The sequence below is a fragment of the Candidatus Binatia bacterium genome (assembly GCA_036563615.1).
GTDB lineage: Bacteria > Desulfobacterota > Binatia > UBA12015 > UBA12015 > DATCMB01.
The window spans coordinates 517154-535753 of record DATCMB010000006.1 but is presented as its reverse complement, the minus strand read 5'-3'; the positions used below and the strand labels follow the sequence as shown (position 1 = coordinate 535753).

The 18600-nt window shown below is 73.3% G+C and carries 12 protein-coding genes; 1 reads left to right on the top strand and 11 read right to left on the bottom strand.

Features of this window, described 5'->3' with window-relative positions; translation table 11 throughout:
* Nucleotides 1-94: 94 nt before the first annotated feature.
* Genes pbpC through mscL form a run of 3 tightly spaced genes read right to left on the bottom strand, consistent with a single transcriptional unit; the run spans nt 95 to nt 8719 of the window.
* On the bottom strand, nt 95-2416 hold the full coding sequence (pbpC, locus tag VIS07_05210; GenBank protein HEY8514895.1) for a penicillin-binding protein 1C: 2322 nt from the start codon (nt 2414-2416) through the stop codon (nt 95-97).
* Entirely contained in the window at nt 2413-8274 is a 5862-nt protein-coding gene (locus tag VIS07_05205; protein HEY8514894.1) for an MG2 domain-containing protein, read from the bottom strand. The genes pbpC and VIS07_05205 overlap by 4 nt, the downstream gene beginning before the upstream one ends.
* A gap of 34 nt (nt 8275-8308) precedes the next feature.
* Nucleotides 8309-8719 carry a large-conductance mechanosensitive channel protein MscL gene (mscL, locus tag VIS07_05200; protein HEY8514893.1) on the bottom strand — a complete coding sequence of 137 codons (411 nt, stop codon included), beginning with the start codon at nt 8717-8719 and terminating at the stop codon, nt 8309-8311.
* A gap of 214 nt (nt 8720-8933) precedes the next feature.
* Between mscL and can the strand changes: the two genes are divergently transcribed.
* A complete protein-coding gene (gene can, locus VIS07_05195) occupies nt 8934-9566 on the top strand; it encodes a carbonate dehydratase (protein ID HEY8514892.1) in 633 nt (210 codons plus the stop codon).
* Between the two features lie 34 nt (nt 9567-9600).
* Here can and VIS07_05190 read toward each other — a convergent pair whose 3' ends face one another.
* The 8 genes from VIS07_05190 to ligD form a co-directional block, all read right to left on the bottom strand.
* Nucleotides 9601-10092 (bottom strand): CHRD domain-containing protein, encoded by a 492-nt coding sequence (locus VIS07_05190; protein HEY8514891.1) that lies wholly within the window; start codon nt 10090-10092, stop codon nt 9601-9603.
* 339 nt (nt 10093-10431) lie between these two features.
* On the bottom strand, nt 10432-10608 hold the full coding sequence (locus VIS07_05185) for a CsbD family protein (protein ID HEY8514890.1): 177 nt from the start codon (nt 10606-10608) through the stop codon (nt 10432-10434).
* A gap of 156 nt (nt 10609-10764) precedes the next feature.
* A complete protein-coding gene (locus VIS07_05180) occupies nt 10765-11310 on the bottom strand; it encodes a GNAT family N-acetyltransferase (protein ID HEY8514889.1) in 546 nt (181 codons plus the stop codon).
* A 162-nt stretch (nt 11311-11472) separates the two neighbouring features.
* On the bottom strand, nt 11473-13179 hold the full coding sequence (locus tag VIS07_05175) for a hypothetical protein (protein HEY8514888.1): 1707 nt from the start codon (nt 13177-13179) through the stop codon (nt 11473-11475).
* 199 nt (nt 13180-13378) lie between these two features.
* Entirely contained in the window at nt 13379-14215 is an 837-nt protein-coding gene (locus VIS07_05170) for a hypothetical protein (GenBank protein ID HEY8514887.1), read from the bottom strand.
* A 47-nt stretch (nt 14216-14262) separates the two neighbouring features.
* Complete coding sequence (locus VIS07_05165; protein ID HEY8514886.1) at nt 14263-15423, bottom strand: hypothetical protein; 1161 nt, start codon at nt 15421-15423, stop codon at nt 14263-14265.
* A 70-nt stretch (nt 15424-15493) separates the two neighbouring features.
* Nucleotides 15494-17131: a H(+)/Cl(-) exchange transporter ClcA gene (clcA, locus tag VIS07_05160; protein ID HEY8514885.1), complete on the bottom strand. Its 1638-nt coding sequence runs from the start codon at nt 17129-17131 to the stop codon at nt 15494-15496.
* A 128-nt stretch (nt 17132-17259) separates the two neighbouring features.
* Nucleotides 17260-18600: a non-homologous end-joining DNA ligase gene (gene ligD / locus VIS07_05155; GenBank protein HEY8514884.1), complete on the bottom strand. Its 1341-nt coding sequence runs from the start codon at nt 18598-18600 to the stop codon at nt 17260-17262.

Here is an 18600-nt window from a genome sequence, read left to right as displayed (position 1 = left end):
TCAATCGCGGTTTGTCTCCGTCGCTTGCCGTACCGCGATCCTGCCGGGGCGTGCGTCGGAGCTCGGACCCGGATACGCCCGACGCCAGCTTCGATCAAGAGCGGTCGAACACGCTGTCGATCGGAGATGCCACCGGGGCCGCGTGTTCCGCGGTGGCGTCACGCGCCACCGCACGCCCGCCGCGCACCTCGAACTCGACCGCGTCGAGCGTGCGGCCGTCGGGATCGAGGAGCTCGAGGCGGTGCCGGCCGGGGATCGGCTGCCAAAGTAGCGACGCAGCGCGCCACGGCAGCTCGCGTCCGTCGAGCCGCCAGCGCGGGCCGAGCGCATGTTCGGCCGCGCCGTCCGCACCTTCCGCGGCACCCGCACGGGCGCGCACGCCGTCCGCCTCGAACGCGAGGCGCTGCAGATGTTCGGGAATGTCCGGGTCGAGCGCGATCACCGTCCCCGGCTGCGGCGACACGATGCGCGGCCGCCTCGCCGCGCGCGCGTGACCGCCGGCACCGGGCTCCGTCCCGCGCAGGAACCACTCGTCGCGCGACGGCTCGACGCCACCCGGGAAGTCGACGCGCGCGCGCTGCACGCCGTCCGGCGGCGCGGGCGGACCGGCGTCCGCCTCGCGCTCGGCGAGCAGCTCCATGAGCTCGCGCCACACCGGCGCCGCACCCGAGAGACCGCTCACGTCGTGCATCGGCTCGCCGGACGCGTTGCCGACCCACACGCCGACGGTGAAGCGGCGCGAGAAGCCGATGCACCAGTTGTCGCGCATCTCCTTGCTGGTGCCGGTCTTGACCGCGCTCCAGCGCCGCGTCGCGAGCGCGCTCTCGAGGCCGAAGGTCGCGCTGCGTCCGTCGCGGTCGGCGAGCACGTCGGCGACCACGAACGTCGCTTCCGCGCCGAAGACGCGCGACGCTTCCGCTGCGCTCTCGTTCGTAGCTTGACGGAGGTCACCGTCGGCGACGAAGCGCAGCGGCGACGCGACGCCGCCGTTCGCGAGCGCGCGGTACGCGTTGACGAGCTCCTCGAGGCTGACCTCGGCGGAGCCGAGCGCCAGCGACGGACCGTAGAACTCGCCGTCGTGCCGCAGACCCGAGAAGCCGAGCGCGCGCAGGCGCGCGAGCAGAGCGTCGGCCGAGACGAGCTGCAGCGCGCGCACCGCCGGCACGTTGAGCGACGAGGCGAGCGCGCTGCGCAGGCTCACGAGCCCGCGGAACGCCTCGTCGTAGTTGCGCGGCTGGTAGAGACCGCCCGCGACCGGCAGTGCGAGCGGCGCGTCGTCGAGCAGCGATGCGGCGGTGAGGAGACGCAGCTCGAGCGCGGTCGCGTAGAGGAAGGGCTTGAGCGTCGAGCCCGCCTGGCGACGCGCGCGCACCGCGTCGACGTGCGGCGCGCTGGCGTTCGCGCCGCGGCCGCCGACGTACGCCAGCACCTCGCCGCTCTGGTTGTCGACCACCAGCACCGCGCCGTCGCGCACGTTGCGGCCGGCGAGCTCGCGCAGGTGCTCCTCGAGCGCGCGAGCGGCCGCACGCTGCAGCTCGCGGTCGAGCGTCGTGCGCACGGGCGCGTTGCGTGACCCGTCGTTGCCGCGCAAGAGCCGCGTTGCGAGATGCGGCGCGAGCGCGACCCGCACGCCCGCCGCGCGGTCGGGATCGAGCGCCGTGCGCGCGACCTGCGCGAGCGACGTCTCGTCGACGCCCGCGCCGAGGCGACGCGCGAGCAGGGTCGCGCGCGCGACGACGCGCTCGCCCGCTGCGTTCGGCGCGCGCGGCAGCACCGCGAGCACGAGCGCTTCGGCCTGCGAGATCCCGTGCGGCCGCTTGCCGAGCAGCACGGCAGAAGCGGCGCCGACGCCCTGCACCTCGCCACGGAACGTCACCAGGTTGAGGTAGGCCTCGAGGATCTGCTCCTTGCTCCAGCGCTCCTCGAGCGCCCACGCGCGACGCATCTGGCGCAGCTTGCCGGCGAGCGAGCGGCGGTGCGGGATTCCGGCGCGCGCGTCGAGCAGCTTCGCGAGCTGCATCGTGATCGTGCTCGCGCCGCGCGGCGCGCGTCCGAGCAGCCGGTCGCGCAGCGCGCCCAGCACCGCGAGCGCGTCGACGCCGCCGTGACGCTCGAAGCGCCGATCCTCGGCTGCGACGATCGCGTCGCGCAGAAGCGGCGACACCTCGTCGAGCGGGACCCAGGCGAGCGCGCGGCGGTGCGGGTCGGTGCGCAGCTCGTGCACGACGGCGCCGTGACGGTCGAGCAGCTGCACGTCGGACGGCCGGTGCGCGCCACGCACCTCGTCGTAGCTCGGCACCGTCGCCGGATCCGGACGTCCGCACGTGAACGCCGCCCACGTGCCGATGAACGCGAGCGCCGCGCAGGCGACGCCGACGCGCACGCCGCGCCGCGCGCGCAGGAAGCCCCATCTCACGGCGCGACCTCGAGCGGCGCGTTCGGCGTCTCGCCGAAGGACTCGGGCGCGTACAGCGCCTCGACACGCGTCGGCGGCAGCAGGAAGCGCCCCGGCTGATTGACGCGGATCGCGTACGTCAGCACGGTCTTCCCGGCCGGCAGCCACTCGAAGTAGCCCTTCCACGACTGGAACGAGCGCTCGACGAAGGTCGGCGAGAGCGACGCGTCCGCCGACGACGCGTCCGGCGTCGCGCCCGGAGCAGCGGCGGCGGGCGGCGCCTTGCGCAGGTGCGAGCTGCCCGCGGGCACCGGGTCGTCGACCACGACCCACGGACGCTCGGCCTGCGCGTCGATCTCGAGGCGGACGAGCAGCACGTCGCCCGCGCGCACCGTGCCGTCGGGCCGCGGCTCGAGCGGCGCGATGTGCTTGACGATGCGGTAGCCGGCCTCGAGCGGCTTCTCGAGCGGTACCGCGGCGCTCGCGAGCACGCTCGCCCACGGCTTGCCGCCGCCGCGCTGCTCGATCGTGAGATCCGCCTGGCCTTTGGGCCACGGCAGGGCGACGCTGCCGCCCTCGGGCTCGCGACCCCAGTCGACGCGCCCGCTCGCGCCCGCGAGCGCGGCGACCGCCTCGCCCGTCACCGGCTCGCTCTCGAAGGAGCGCGCGAACGCACGCGTCGCGAGGGCCCCCCAGGCGTTGGCGATGGTCGTGTCCCAGCGCCCGCGCTCCTGACGCGCGAGCGCGCCGCGCATCAGCCGCGGCACGTCGCCACGCCAGCTCGGCGCGTCGAGCGCCAGCAGCACGAGGCGCAGCGCGTCCACGTCGCCGCCGGAGAAGATCGACCACGAGGCGTTGGCGCCGTCGTCGCGGAAGCCGAGCGTCGTGCCGCCGAGCTCGAGACGCGCGCGCAGCGCCTGCTGCGCTTCGGCGAGGCGCGCGTCGCGACGCTCGATCGACGGCGTGCGCGCGAGGATCGTCCACCAGTCGAGCAGCGTCGACGCGGGCCACAGGTTCGGCTCGATCGGGATGCCGTCGAGCAGCGTCGGGTCGAGGTCGCCGTCCGTGGCCAGCGCCGCGAGCACGGCGAGCTTGCGCAGCGGCAGGTCGACGGCGCCGCGCTGCACGCCGTCGCCCGGCGACACGGTGCCGTCGACGAAGCCGCGCAGCGCGCGCTCCATCTTCTCCACGACGTCGTCGGGCAGCGCGTAGCCGGCCGTGCGCGAGATCAGCAGCACGTAGGCCGTGAGCAGCTCGCTCCCGTCCCGCATGCCGGGGAAGAAGGTCAGGAAGCCGTCGTCGTCGAAGTGCGCCGGCAGCGCCGCCACCACCTGCGACCACAACGCCGAGTCGTCGAGCACGACGGCGCGCGACACGCGCTGCTCGAGGCACGTGTACGGATAGCGCTCCATGTAGGCGCGCGGACCGTCGAGACCGGAGAGCAGGCTCGGGGTGAATTTGAGATTGATGCCACCCTGCCCCGGCAGCGCGCCCGCGGGCGCCGCGACGGGCTCGCGGAAGGGCGCGCCCGCGGCGAGCTGCACGAGCGTACCCTGCACGACCCGCACCGGCACCGCGGGTACCACAAGCTGCACGACGCGCAGCGAGTCGGCCGCTTCTCCGGCTCCTGCTGCAGCTCCAGCGTCCGCGCCCTCGCCCGCGCCGGCCTGCGCCGCGAAGTCGTAGACGAGCTGCGTGACGCCGTCGGGGACCGTCACCTCCCAGCTCGCGATCTTCGCCTCGCCGGGCGCGAGCGCGAGCGTCTGCCCGGCGAGCTCGTCCGCCAGCCCCTCGACCTTCGCGCGCAGCGCGACGTCGAGCGTGCGCTCGGTCGTGTTGCGCACGGTGAGCTCGGCGCGGAAGCGATCGCCCGAGCGCACGACCGGCGGCAGCCCGGAGAGCAGCAGCAGATCCTGCGTCGTGCGGATCGTCGTGCCGCCGTCGCCGAAGAGACCCGTGCCCGCGGTCGCCACCGCGACGATGCGGAAGCTCGTCAGCGAGTCGTTGAGCGGAATCTCGACCTCGGCCGCGCCGCTCGCATCCAGCGGGACGTCCGCGCGCCACAGGAGCAGCGTGTCGAACAGCTCGCGCGTGCTCGAGCGTCCGCCGCCGCCGCCCTGCGGACGCGCCTTGCGGCCGTAGTGGCGCTTGCCGACGACCTCCATCTGCCCGGTCGAGGTCCACACGCCGAAGCCGCGGCGGCCCATCATCGCGCGCAGGAGATGCCAGCTCTCGTTGGGCGCGAGCTCAAGCAGCCCCTCGTCGACCGCCGCGAGCGCGACCGTGGCGCCGGGCGGCAGAGCCTCGCCCGTCGCGGCGCGCACCGAGATCCGCGCCTTCGCCGTCTCGCGCACGCGGTAGACCTCGCGGTCGGTGGTGACGTCGACGTCGAGCTCGTGCGGCTTCCAGCCGACCACCAGCTCGGCGATGCCGAGCTTGAACGACGGCTTGCCGAGGTCGACGCGCGCCGTCGGTTGCACGTCGCCGACGCGGCCGCGCACGGCGAGCACGGAGACGAACATGTTCGGCGAGAACGCGTCCGTGACCGGGACCTCGATCGTCGGATCCTTGCCCGAGAGCTCGACGACGCGCGCGTCGAGCACGCCTTCGCGTGCCGTGGTGACGAGCGCCGTCGCCTGACGGAACGGCATGCGCACCTGCAACCGGGCGACGTCGCCGGGCTCGTAGCGCTTGCGGTCCGGCAGGACGTCCATGCGGTCGCTGCTGCCGACGCGGAACCAGAAGTCGTCCTCGCCCGCGACCCACACGTCCTGGTGCGCGACGCTCGCGCGCCCGCTCTCGTCCCAGGCGGTGACCTGCACGACGACGTTGCCCGAGACCTTCGCGAGGCGCTCGCAGCGCAGCGTGCCGTCGGCGCGCGTGCGGCCGCGGCACAGCGTGCCGAGCGGACGCGTGTCCTCGACGTAGTCGTAGGCGTAGAAGCCGCCGACGAGCCGCTTGCGCACGCTGTAGTTACGGCGCTCGAACGCGTCGATCTGCACGCGCACGCGCGGCGCGGGCTGCAGGCGATCGTCGAGCACGACCGCGCGCGTGGCGAGACGCGGCGCGTGCGCCTCGCGCACCTTCACCTCGACGCCCGCGACCACGCCCGACGGCCACAGCGGCACGCTCGCGACCGCCGTCTGCACCTCGCCGTTCGGATCGCGGAACTCGAGCTCGGCGCGCAGCCGCTCGGGGCGCTGCACCGCCGGCAGATCGCCGATCGTCGCGCGCGCGGTGCCCGCCGCGTCGAGCCGCAGCTCCTGACGCGAGAGCACCTTGCCCTCGGCGCGCTCGTCGTCATCCGGTCCGTCGTCGCCGTCGCGGCGGATCCCGACCTTCACCGGACCGTTGGCGAACGATGCGTCGGGCAGGTCCTTGACGCGGACGTCGTAGGGCTCGAGCTGCGCGCGCAGCACGACCGGCAGGTCGCCCGCGCCGCCGCCCGCGAGGTACTGCACGGCGAGGTCGGCCTGCACGGCGGACGGCGCGACCAGCGGCTCCGCCGGGAGCTTGACGGTGCCGCGCGCGAGCGGCACGCGGAACTCGGCGACGCGGAACGTGCCGGCGAGCCACTCGCGGTCCCAGGTCGGCTCGGGCGCGGCGAGACGCACGTACGGCGCGGGCGGCGTCGGCGTCGGCGCGTCCGCCGGCGCGCCCTCGCGCACGTAGTACACCTCGTAGAGCCCGAGCTTCGCCTCCTTCGGGATCGGCCAATCGGTGACCGCGCTGCCGTCGCTGCGCCACTCGAGCGGCAGGTCGTAGCGGGTGTCGCTGCCGAGGTGGCGGATCGAGAGCTTCGTCGGCGCCCTCGCGGGATCCACGACCGCGAAGCCCTGCAGCGTCTGCTCGCGGTAGACGTGCTTCATGTGCACGGTCTCGCCGGCGCGCAGCAGCGGGCGATCGAAGATCGTGTGCGCGACGTACGGCCCGTTCCACGGCTCCTGCGGCAGGTCGAAGCGGTAGGGCTCGATGCCGAAGTCCCAGCTCGAGTGCACGAAGCTGAGATCGTCGCCGTGGCGCGCGGTGACGAAGAGCCCGCCGTCGAGATCCGAGAGCGCGCGCGACGCGCGGTAGTCGTGGTGCTCGTCGTACTCGTCGTTGCTCGAGCGGCAGAGCGGCGCGTCGTCGCGATCGGGCAGGTCGGCGATGCGCGCGATGCCCTGCGCGTCGGTCTCGGCCTCGGCGAGCACGCGTCCGGCGCAGTCGTGGACGGCGACCTTGGCGCCTTCGACCGGACGCGCGTCGGAGAGACGCGTCACCCAGACCACCGAGCCGCTCGCGCTCCACTCGAAGTGCACCGCCATGTCGGTGACCAGCGCGGCGGCGGGGACGTAGAGCAGCTTCGGCTTCTCGAGCAGCGCCTCGCCGAGCCGCAGGCTCTCGATCTCGACGACGTAGAGACCGGGCTTTGGCAGCGGGATGCCGACCACCTGCAGCTCCTCGCCCGAGAGCTCCGGCAGGCTCAGCGACTGCACGTGCTCGCCCGCGGGCAGCTTCGCGTCGCGGAACACCGAGCGGTCGCGCCGCGCGGAGCCGACCTTGCGCAGCCAGGCGAGGATCTCGCTCGCGCGCCTCGCGTCGACCCGCAGCACCTCGCCGCTCACCGTGGCCGACGGTTGCTTGACGTCGGCGCTCGCGCCGGTCGCCGCGCTCGTATCCGGCGGAATGCGCAGCTCGCGCGTCGTCACGCGGGCGCCGAGGTTGCGGATCGTCACCGGCAGCGCCGGGTCGGCCTCGAGCTCGACGATCGCGAAGCGCGACGCGAACTTGGCGAGCGGCGGATCGGCGCCGAGCGCGACTTGCAACGACTGCATCTGGGCCGCGTTGGCGAGCGTGCGCCCGGCGTCGTCCTTCAGGTCCGTCGGCACCTCGAGGCGCAGCGTCGTCGACGGCGGGAACGGACCGCGGAACACGACCTGCGACACCGCGAGGTCGGGGCTGTCGGGCGGCACGGCGGCGTACGCCTTGCCGTCCGGCGCGGTCAGCGTGATGCGGCTCGCCTCCGACCACGGCACGGGCGCGCTGAAGCGAACGACGATCGGCGTCAACGGGATGCAGTCGGTGCGCGCGGTCTCGCGCTGGCAGCGCAGCTCGGCGGTGAACGTCGGACGCACGGTGAAGTCGAGCGTCTGATCCTCGGTCGTCGCCACACCGGAGGCGGTTGCGACGCCCGCGCCCCACACGAGCCGCACGCCCGCGCCGTCGGGGAAGCGTCGGCGCGCGGCGAGCACGAGCTCGACCGCATCCTTCTCGCCGCTGCCGAAGCGCTCGAGGAGCTGCGCGCGCTCGGCGCCGTCGACGATCCGCACGCCGACGCGCTCCGCGACGCCGTCGACGGCGAAGTACGCGTGGCGCTCGACCGACTCCGCGGCAGGCTCGGCGTCGAGCCGCAGGACGAAGGCCTGCTCGGCGTCGATCGTCTCGTCGGCGGACGGGATCGACGAGACGATCGCCGGTCCGCCGGTATCGAACCCGAGATCCTCGATCGGCCGCAGCGCCGCGCCGGCGAGATCCTTCAGGTCCGGACGCGCGCGGAACGTGCAGCGCACGCCGCCGGGCAGCGTGCGGACGAAGTCGTAGACCCAGGTGCGGGCGTCGAGCCAGCGCCCCGTGCCGGCGACCGGGCAGTCGGCGACGAGCGGGTCCACGGCGCGCGGGTCGCCGTAGGCGACCATCGGCGTCGCGAAGCGCGCGACCGCCTGGCGGACTTGCTTGACGGTGCCGCGCGGCGAGAACTCGACCAGCCCCGGCGCGACGGCGGGCGTCGCCGACGGCGCGGACGCGGGCGACGCGGGCGCGGCCGCGCCGCCCGTCCGTCCTGCCGTGAGCACCAGGGTGCAGAGAACGACGATGAGGAACGAGCTGCGTTTTGGCATGCGGGCAGGACGGACGGTTGCGGAACGGAAAAGTTTACCGAGGCTGGCGAACCAGCGCGTCGCGGATCTCGGTGAGCAGCACGACCTCCTGCGTCGGGGGCGGCGGCGCGGCCTCCTCGACCTCCTTCTCGCGGCGTAGCGCGTTGAGCAGCTTCACCATGGCGAAGATCGCGGCCGCGATGATGACGAAGTCGATGATCGTGTTGATGAACGCGCCGTAGCGCAGCACGACGCCCTCGGGCTGCGCGTCGGTCGGGGCGCGCAGCGTGAGCGCGAGGTCGGAGAAATCGACGCCGCCGACGAGCAGCCCGATCGGTGGCATGATCACGTCGTTCACCAGCGAGCTCACGACCTTGCCGAAGGCCCCACCGATCACGACGCCGACCGCGAGATCGATCGCGTTGCCCTTGACGGCGAACTCCCGAAACTCCTTCAGGATGCTCATAAGCGCCCTCCTCTCCGGCTGGAGCCGGTCTGCGGACAGAGCGCCTTTTCCTCCGATCGCGGGGGCGTCACAAGCCCGACGGGGTCCGGTGCTTCGGTTCGTGCGATGTGCCAAAGACCTCGGCACCGATCGGCGTCACCCGAGGTCGCACCTCGACGACCTCGGACGCGGCCTCGAGCCGCAGCGAAGACGCTGAAGACGCGGAGACGCGGCCATGGACACCCTAAAGCATCTGCTCGACAACAACCGCGCCTGGGCGGAGGCGATGGAGCGTACGCGTCCCGGCTTCTTTGCGACGCTCGCCCGCCAGCAGGCGCCCGAGTTCCTGTGGATCGGCTGCGCGGACAGCCGCGTGCCGGCGAACGAGATCGTCGGGCTGCTACCCGGCGAGATGTTCGTGCACCGCAACGTCGCGAACCTCGTGCTGCCGTCCGACCTGAACTGTCTCTCGGTGCTGCAGTTCGCGATCGAGGTGCTGCGCGTGCGGCACGTGATCGTGTGCGGGCACTACGGCTGCGGCGGCGTGCGCGCCGCGCTCGACAACGGTCCGCACGGCCTGATCGACAACTGGATCCGGCCGATCAAGGACGTCGCGTACCGCCACCGCGACGAGCTCGCGACGCTGTCGGAGGCCGAGCGCTTCGACCGCCTGTGCGAGCTCAACGTCGCCGAGCAGGTGGCGAGCGTCGCGCACACGACGATCGTGCAGGACGCGTGGCGGCGCGGTCAGCCGCTCACCGTGCGCGGCTGGATCTACCGCATCGACGACGGCCTGATCCGCGACCTGCGCGTCGCGGTCACCTCGCTCGAGCAGGTGCCGCCCGCGTACCGCGTCGACGAGGGCTAGCCGTCCCGTCGCACGCGGCGCGCGTCGAGATACGTCAAGGAAAGAGCTGGCTGCGGATGACGCCGGCGGGATGATCCTCGGAGTGCACGTTGGCGTAGACCCGACCCTCGAGGATCGCCTGGTACAGCGACGCGACGTTGTTGATCGGGCTGCCGCAGACCTCCTCGTCGTCGATCGGGATGATGTCGTCGTTGGTGATGGTGCCGGTCGAGAGCTGACCGTTGACGTCGATCCCGGGATTGACCGGACCGAAGAGGAACACCGTGATCGGCCCGTTGATCCCCGCCTTGGCGCAGTGGAAGTGCGCCATGGTGATGCCCTGTCCGCTGCGCACGCGCAGGTCGAAGCGCGCCTTGCTCAGGTCGCGATCGAAGTTGACGAAGATCGTTCCGTTCGTCGTCGTGTCGACCGGCGGCACCTCTTGATCCCCGGAGAGGTGCGCGCGGAAGACGAGCGGGGCACCGAGCGCAGGGCCGGCGGCGAGGACGGTGGCGCCGACGAAGAGGGAGACGACGAGCTGCCTCATGGTCCTTCTCCTTCCGGGTCCGACGACGGCGTACCGGGAGCCCACGCGCGTCAGACCCCGAGCGACGTGGGCGCGGCCGTCGTACCACCGTGCGGAGAGCGAAAGAAGGTAGGTTCGCGTCGGCGGCAGAGTCTGAGAGCACCGGCGCCGGGGCGTGCGAGCGCGACAGAAGCGGGATGGACCACGCGCGGCCTCGTCGAGCACACCGCGACGGCGAGCGAGCGTCGTGAGCGCACCGCCGAGGCGCGGGAGCGGCGACCGAGCACCGCTTCCCGCGCCCGGAGTCCTCGCCGGCAAGCGCAATCGTCGAAAGGCGCTACCGGGACGAGCGCCGCGGCGTCACTTCCCGCCGCCGACCGCGCGCTTCACCTTGTCGATCGCCTTCTCGGCTGCGTCTTTGACCTTGCCGGCGGCCTGATCGATCTTGCCCTCCTCGCGGAGCTCGTCGTCGTCGGTCAGCGCGCCAGCGGCTTCCTTCACACGGCCCTTGACCTTGTCGGTGGTGCCGGATCCCATTCGAACCTCCTTGAGCCGGCCGTCGGTGGCCGGGAGCGGAGGTCAAGCGCAAGGGCGGTGCCACCGCCGAAAGCGCGCAAAAGCCCGCGTTCGCGTCGCCCACGCAGGTCGAGCGACGCTCTCGGGCGCCCGTCCTTGGAACGAGCCCTGTAAGGGTTACGCGGCGCGCGACGTGCGCCGGCCGATCCGCACCTCGTACTCGTAGGTGCCGCCGTCGCGGGTCACGCTCACCACGGGTCCGAACGAGCGCACGAGGCGGTGCATCGGCTCGTTCTCGGCGAGCACCGTCGCGACGAAGATCGTCACGCCCTCGGCGCGGGCGAGCTCGGCGAGCGCCTCGAGCAGCACGCTGCCGAGACCGCGGCCCTGCTTCTCGTCGATCACCTCGAGCGCGACCTCGGCGACGTTCGGCCGGTTGGCGAGGCGGATGAAGCGTCCGACGCCGAGCGGCTCGGGCGGCTCGTCGTAGACCGGGATGGTCTCCGCGACCAGCGCGACGTGGTTCCAGCCGTCCGTCGCCGTCAAGCGTCGCAGCATCGACTCGGGCAGGCGCTGGATCGGCGTGAAGAAGCGCCGGTAGCGCGACGCCGGCGAGAGCCGCGCGAAGCCCGCGCGCAGCTCCTCGGCGTCCGCGGGTCCGAGCGGACGCAGCCGGAACAGCGTCCCGTCGCGCAACCGGTGTACGCGCTCGAGCGCGCCCACGTCGGCGCGCCGAGCGCGCTGGACGGGTCGGTGGTGTGAAATCGTGACGGACATGGGAACGGCGGGCGAAGGGAGCAAGCGCCGCGCCAGTGCGTCGCGCGCGGTCGTTGCTCGACGCGCCTGTCGCGTTTCGACGAGCGTGACGAGCACGTGAGGACAGAATCAGCGGCGCGTGAACCCGGGACGACCAGGGTACTGCGCGCGCAGCTCGGCGAGCACGGGCTCGAGCTCCTCCGGACGCACGTCGCGCGTGCGCGCGAAGATGCGCACGCGGACACCGCCCTCGAGCTCGAACTCGCCCGGCAGCGCGACGTACGCGCGCCCGAGCGTCGAGCCGCGCAGGATCTCGCGCGCGGGGATGCCGACCACCTGCTGGTGGCGCGGGTCGAGGTGGTGGCCGATCGGCTCGCCGACGACCACGAAGCGCGCCATCAGGAGCGAGAACGGAAAGCCGTCGCGCAGGTCGACGTGGCTCGTCGGCAGCACGCGCGTGTCGAGCGCGGGCAGCGATCGATCGACCAGGTACGCGTTCGCCACGACCTCTTCGTTCAGCACCGTCGAGCTCGACAGCACGTAGATCTTGTCGTTGCCGGCGCGGGTCAGGTCATCGAGCGTTCGCACGAGACGCGCGACCTCGTCGAGGTCGCCGCGCACGAGCGGCCCGTAGGTGATCCCCGGCAGCGCCCCGGCGAGCGGACCGAGCGCCGGACGGATCGACGGCACGAGCACGCCCGCGAAGCTCGCGACCAGCGCGAGAGCGAGCACGACGCACGCCGGCACGCGTCCCGCAGCGGGCACGAGGTCGAGCGCCCGCGCGACGCCGACGCCCGCGAGCACGAGCAGCGCGACGAGCAAGAGGTCGTGGTGCAGGTTGAGGCTCTGCGTGCGCGTGAAGAGCAGCACGGCGACCAGCGCTTGCACGAGCAGCACGCGCGTCCTCGCGCGCGTCGCCGGCGCGACGAGACCTGCGACCGCGCCGCCCAGCGCGAGCGCGAGCACGACCGGACCGAAGTCGCGCCACAGCCCGAGCGCCGCGTCGCGCAGCGGCGACGCGCTCGCGTACGCCGCGTAGAGCGTCGCGTAGTCGGTGCGCAGCATCGCGAGGCCGCGCGAGCCGGTGAGCAGCAGGAAGATCGCGAGCGCGGCTCCACCGAGCGCCGCGACGCGCAGCGCCGCGGCCGTCGCACGCTCGCGCTCGCGCAGCAGCAACGCGGACTCGAGCGCCAGCGCGACCAGCAGCCCGACCGCGGCATACGCGTACCAGCGACGCAGCACGACCAGCAGCGCGAGCAGCAGCCCGCCGATGGCGATGCGGCGCGGGTCGAGCCGCGTCGGCGGCGGACGCAAGAGCCACCACGCCCACGGCAGCACGACGCAGCCGATCACGTCGGGCAGCCCCATCAGCGTCGGCACCCAGAGGAGCGGTTGCAGCGCGATCGTCGCGCCGCACGCGATCCGCGCCTCGCGCGACGCGCCGAGCCGCCGCAGCAGCGCTCGGTCCGCGAACCACGCGAGGCTCGCCGCCGCGACCACGCCGTAGAGAACGGCGATCGACAGCACGTAGGCGAGCCGGCTCGAGCCGAAGACGAGCGCCGGCGGCGCGAGGGGCAGGACGGGCGCGAAGCTGTACTCGTCGCGGCGGATCGTGCGCAGGACGGTCGCGAGCGCGCCGAGCACGTCGTGACGCAGGTGCGACGCGAGGTCGATCGTCTTCCGCCAGTAGCCCGCCCAGTCGAAGAAGTAGATCCAGCGCTCCTGGGTGACGAACCAGGCGACGAACGCGACCACGACCAGCGCGCTGAGCGTCGCGCCGAGCACCGCGGGCTCGCGCGTCGCGAGTCCGCGCTCCTGCGTCGCAAAGCCGCGCACGCGGGCCGCGACACCGCGTCCGCGCGTCGCCGAGCCGCGCTCACGGCTGCCGCCGCGCGCCGGCGCTCTCCTCCCCTGCCGCACGCCTTCCTGCTACGCGACGCGACGGCGAACGTCACGGCGCACTGCGCATACGCCTGCGCCACGCGTGCCGCGGCGTGCTCGACCCGACCCGCGTCGCCGCGCGCGAGCGGACCTCTCAGCGCCGACCGAGATCCGACGGTCGCGCCCACGCGCGTGCGGTGCCGATGCGGGCGCGGAGCTGCGCGACGTATGGGTGGTCGAGCATGCGCTCGCACTCGTCCGCCGGAAGCCGCTCGGCCCAGCGCGTATCGGCGCGCACGGGACGCTGCTTCGCCGCCTCGTAGAACGCGTCCTCCGAGCGCTCCCAGTTTCTTCGCTTGCGGCCCGCGAGGTAGAGCGACGCCGCGCCGTTCGCGCCGAGCCCGTGGTGCGGGAAGCGCCAGTACTCGAGCGCGGCGGGCTCGAACTCGCCGCCGGCGAACGTGCAGAGGCGCGGCATCTCCTCGTGCGGAGCGTCGGCGAGGTCGTCGTACGCGACGACCATGTGCGGCCTTCCGGACGCCGCGGTGAACTCCTCGATCTCGCCGTTGATGCGGCGCCACTCGTCGAACAGCGACGACGGCATCTCGTGCGGGCGGCGGATCAGCTCGGAGGCGACGTAGCCCGCAGGATGCCGCACGAGGTGCACGAGGCGGACCGACAGGTCGTCGCGGGCGAGGAAGCGCGCGCACCAGTCGAGCCGCTTCGAGGCGTCGACGATGCAGCCGCGGCCGAAGCGCTCCGCCGCGAAGTGGTACGCGCGCTCCGCCGAAACGCTCTCGAGACCGGCGAGAACGGTGCAGCTCGGCAGCTCCTCGGCCTCGCACAGCCGGCAGATCACGTGGCCGGGGAAGAGGAACGGACGGTAGAACTCGCCGACGTTCGCCGCCCACGAGTGGCTGCCGAGCACCAGGTTCAGCCAGGTCGAGCCGGAGCGGTTGGCGCTCAGGATGAAGACGACGACGGGCTGCACGTCGCCGTCGAGAGAGCGCGGGCGGGTCGCGTTCCCTCCGGTCCGCACTAGCTGCTCCCCGACGCGAGAGGGCGCAGCAGCAGGAAGCCCTCGGGCGCGAGGCAGGTCGCGAGCATGACCTCGTTGATGTCGAGGTGCTCGCGCCAGATCTCGGTCGCGCGGTGCTCGGGCGCGAGCCAGAACGACTCGATCGTGTCGCGCACCGGCAGCGCGCGCAGGAGACCGTCGAGCGCCGCACGCGCGCGCTCGCCGAGCGACGCCGCGTCGCGCTCGAGCATCGGCACCGCGGCGAGCCCGATCGCGAGGCCAAGCTCGCGGAACGCGAGGCGGCGCGACGCGGGCTGCCGGAGGTCGGGCTGCGAGAGGTAGACGTTCAGCCCGGTGAGCGCGGCGCCGAGCAGCGCGTCGCGCACCTCCGCGGCGCGCGGCGGCGCGCCCTGCGCGAGGAGCTGGTGCAGGCGCCAGGCGTCGCTCAGGAGTCCGCCGAGCCCGAGCGGATCGCTGGTCGCGAGCCCGTTCGGATGCACCATCGCGCCGAAGTCCGCCGTGACGTCGGCGATCGCCGGGCCCGCGTCGGGCAGCGTCGCCGCGAGCTGCAGGCAGGTCACCCAGCCGTCGAGCGGATCGTGCTGGCCCATCGACACGACGAGCGGCCGCGAGAGATCGATGCTCGCCTTCCAGCACATCCGCTTGCGACCCGACGAGCCGACGACCACGAAGCCGCGGTGCGCGGCGCGCACGAGCTCGCGCGCCCACTGGTGAAAGAGCACCTGTCCGGTGGCGCGCGTCGTCTGGTCGAGCGCGTGCATCCACTTCGTCAAGTAGTGGAAGTACTGCCCGTCGCGATCCCACTCGGCGCGCTCGTCGTACGGCGTGCCGGGCGGCCGCTCGGGAAGCCGCTTGCCGATGCGCAGCCCGCCCGCGGTCGGGTGACGCTCGCCCTCCTCCTCGGAGAGGCCGCTGATCCAGCCCGTGCGCCGGTCGTCCGGGCGGTGGCGTCCGAGGACGTGGTGCACGTGGTCGATGAGGCGCAGCGCGAGCTCGCGCCAGCGGGCGTCGCCGGTCGCGCGCTCGAGGCCGAGGAGGTTCGTGACGGCGAACGCGTCGGTCCAGAGGTAGCGCCGCGTGGCGTCGCCCTCGGCGACACCCGTGCGCTCGACGAAGGTCGTCATCAGCTCGGCGGCCTGCGCCGTACGGGGATCGATCATCGCTCCTGGGTCCTGTGGTGCGTCTGCGCGCCCGTGCGCTAGCAAATTTGCGCGGCCGCGTCGCGCGCGCTCACGCCGAAGAACGCTCGGTCCCCTCGCGCAGCGTCGCGACCGCCGCTGCCGCCTCGGCCGCAACGACGACCGTGATCCGGTCGCCGGCCTCGAGGCGGAAGTCCGCGGTCGGCACGTGCGCGTTGAGCCCGCGCTGCACCGACACGACGATGCAGCCGGGCGGCAGCCCGAGCTCGCGCACCGCGCGTCCTTCGAAGCGCGCGCCCGGCGAGACCACGAGATCGAGCAGCAGCGCCTCGTCGAGCTGCCGCGTCTGCCAGCGTCCCAGGTCGCGGCGCAGCAGGACGTCGTAGATCGGCGCGTCACCCAGGTAGTCGGCGATGCCGCCCGCCGCGAGCGCGGCGATCAGCAGCGGCAGGACGAGCCCGTAGTCGCCGGTCATCTCGACCATGAGCACGATGCCGGTGAGCGGCGCGCGCACGATCGCGGTGAACAGCGCCGCCATGCCGACCACGGCGAAGGTCTCCGGGTGCGACACGATCTCCGGCAAGACCTCGTCCACCGCCTCGGCGATCGCCATGCCGAGCGTGGCGCCGAGCACCAGCATCGGCGCGAAGATCCCACCGGGCGCGCCGCTTCCGTAGCTCGCCATGGTGAGCGCGAAGCGCAGCGCGAAGAAGCCGACCAGCATCTGCGCCGAGAGCGCGCCGGCGAGCGTCTGCTCGACGAGACGCTGACCGCCGGCGAGCGACGACGGCACGAACCAGCCGACGACGCCGACCGCGACGCCGACGGCGGCGCCGCGCACCCAGCCGGGCACGCGCCACGCCTGGAGCCTGCTCATCGTCGCGACCAGCGTGCGGTTGAACGCGATGCCGACCGGCGCCGCGATCACACCGATCAGCAGCGCCAGCGGCAGCGAGGTCAGCGGCGCGACGGCTTTCGTGCCGATGTGAAAGACCGGCAGCTCGCTCGTCAAGTATCGCGCGACGACGTCTGCAGTCACCGACGCGATCAGCGTGACGGTGAACACCGCCGGCGAGAAGTCGCGCTGCAGCTCCTCGAGCACGAAGACGAGCCCGGCGAGCGGCGCGTTGAACGCCGCCGACAGCCCCGCGCCCGCGCCCGCCGCGATCAGCGTCTGGCGCTCGCGCGGCGTGCAGCGGAACCAGCCGCTCACCATGCCGCCCACCGACGCGCCCATCTGGATCGTCGGACCCTCGCGGCCGAGCGCGATGCCCGCGCCGCCGATGCCGATCACGCCGCCCAGGAACTTGACGGGCAGGATGCTCGCCCAGCGCAGCTCGCGCAGGTGGTGCAGCACCGCCTTGACGTGCGGGATGCCGCTGCCCGACGCGTCGGGCGCGAAGCGCTGCACGAGCCACACCGCGAGCCCGCCGCCGACGGCGCCGAGCAGCACGTAGAGCGCGAGGCCGAGCCAGGGCTCCTCGCGCGTGAAGGCGGCGAGCCGCGCGTGCAGAAGATCGCCGCCGTCGAGCGCCCACTTGAACGCCACCGCGACGAGACCCGCGACGACGCCGACCACGAGCGCGCGCGGCAGCTGCCGACGGCGGCGCTCGTGCGTGCGCGCGAGGTCGCGCAGCTCGCGCCGCACCATGCGCGGCGTGAGCTCCGGCTCGCGCGCCGCGCCGCCCTTCTCCGGCGCGGCGTCAGAGGTGCTCTCGTCGACCGCCATGCCCCAAACCGCGCCGCGCGGGCCGCGACGTGCCGCTCCTTACCTCGCCTCGCCGCCGCAGCCGTTCATGCGACCGACGTTCCTAATGTCGCGGCGCAGCTCCGACAAGAGACGCGGCGTGCTTCCGCTCAGCTCGCGGGCTTGCGTCGGTGCACCTCGCGCCACTCGCGCGTCGGGTCGTCGTCGGGATCGGGCGTCTCCTGCGGCGGACGCAGCTCCTCGGGGACGCTCTTCAGGTTGACGCGGATGCGCGTCCAGGTGCTCGAGCGGCCGCGCATCGAGTCGATCAGCACGTCCTCGGGCGCCAGGTGGCGCGCGGCGTCCGGCCAGCGCGCCTTCCAGCGCTCGAGCCCGGCGAGCGCTTCGTCACGGTGCGGCGAGCTGGCGATGGTGAGAAGCGGCATCGAGCTGCGCCGTCTGCCGCCGCCGCCGGATGCAGACGAGCTTTTCGTGCCGGCGCGCTTGCGCGCGCGCGACGGCGCGACCCGCGGCGCCTCGCCCTCCATCTTGCGGTAGTGCGGCGGCCACGGCGCGTCGCCGAGCCCGTTCGCCTCGTCGCGCGCCGCGAGCTCGAGCAGTCCCTCGAGCGAGCCCGGATGCTCGTCGATCGCGGCGTGCGGGTCGCCGATCTCGGCGAGGCGCTTCGGCACGGTGAAGAGCGTGAAGTCGGCGGGCTCGCAGTCCGCGACCTCGTCCCAGCGAAGCGGCGTCGAGACGCGCGCGTCGGGCAGCGGACGCACCGAGTACGCGGAGCACGTCGTGCGGTCCTTCGCGTTCTGGTTGTAGTCGAGGAAGACGCCGTGGCGCTCCTCCTTCCACCACTTGCTGGTTGCGAGGTTGGGGACGCGGCGCTCGATCTCGCGCGCCAACGCGAGCGCCGCGCGACGGACCTCGGTGAAGGTCCAGCGCGGCTGGATCCGCACGTTGACGTGCATGCCGCGCGAGCCGCTGGTCTTCGGCCAGCCGACGAGCCCGAGCTCGTCGAGCAGCGCCTTCACCTCGAGCGTCACGCGACGCACGTCGTCCCAGGCCACGCCCGGCGTCGGATCGAGGTCGATGCGCAGCTCGTCGGGGTGCTCGAGGTCGCCGGTGCGCACCGGGTGCGGGTGCAGCTCGATGCAGCCGAGGTTGACGATCCACGCGAGCCCCGCCGCGTCGTCGACCACGACCTCCTCGGCGGTGCGTCCCGACGGGAAGCTCAGCGTCACCGTGCGCAGCCACTCCGGACGCTTCTCCGGCGCGCGCTTCTGGTAGAACGGCTCGCCTTCCGCGCCGTCGACGAAGCGCTTCAGCACGATCGGCCGGTCGCGGATGCCGCGCAGCGCGCCGTCCGCGACCGACAGGTAGTAGCGCACCAGCTCGAGCTTCGTGACCCGCGCCTCGCGCGAGAAGTAGAGCTTCGACGGATTGCTGACGCGCACCTCGCGCCCGTCGATCGTCAGGATCTCGGCGTCCTCTTTCTTCGCCAC